This window comes from Pseudomonas sp. SWRI92 (genome assembly GCF_014268685.1).
GTDB lineage: Bacteria > Pseudomonadota > Gammaproteobacteria > Pseudomonadales > Pseudomonadaceae > Aquipseudomonas > Aquipseudomonas marvdashtae.
Map to the genome: position 1 here is coordinate 1 of NZ_JABWQY010000050.1, position 549 is coordinate 549.

A 549-nucleotide genomic window follows, 5' to 3' on the forward strand; every position below is an offset into this window, starting at 1 on the left:
TCGGGAGGACGGTTACCACGGTGTGATTCATGACTGGGGTGAAGTCGTAACAAGGTAGCCGTAGGGGAACCTGCGGCTGGATCACCTCCTTAATCGACGACCGCAGCTGCTTCATGAGCTCCCACACGAATTGCTTGATTCATTGAAGAAGACGAAAGAAGCAGCCCGAAATTGGGTCTGTAGCTCAGTTGGTTAGAGCGCACCCCTGATAAGGGTGAGGTCGGCAGTTCGAATCTGCCCAGACCCACCAATTTTGTGTGGGAAACGCCTGTAGAAATACGGGGCCATAGCTCAGCTGGGAGAGCGCCTGCCTTGCACGCAGGAGGTCAGCGGTTCGATCCCGCTTGGCTCCACCACTACTGCTTCGATTGTATAAAGCTTAGAAATGAGCATTCCATCGGTTCGATGGTGAATGTTGATTTCTAGTCTTTGACTAGTTCGTTCTTTAAAAATTTGGGTATGTGATAGAAAGATAGACTGGACGTTACTTTCACTGGTAACGGCTCAGGCTAAGGTAAAATTTGTGAGTTCTCTTAGTTGAGAAATTCG

2 tRNA genes and 1 rRNA gene are annotated in these 549 nt (G+C 49.4%); all 3 read left to right on the forward strand.

The features are described from left to right. A 16S ribosomal RNA gene (locus HU762_RS26550) occupies positions 1–92 on the forward strand; the annotation flags it as partial. Positions 93–173: 81 nt separating this feature from the next. Continuing rightward, positions 174–250 (forward strand) — tRNA-Ile (locus tag HU762_RS26555). Positions 251–280: 30 nt separating this feature from the next. Beyond that, positions 281–356: transfer RNA gene (locus HU762_RS26560), tRNA-Ala, on the forward strand. Positions 357–549: the final 193 nt, after the last annotated feature.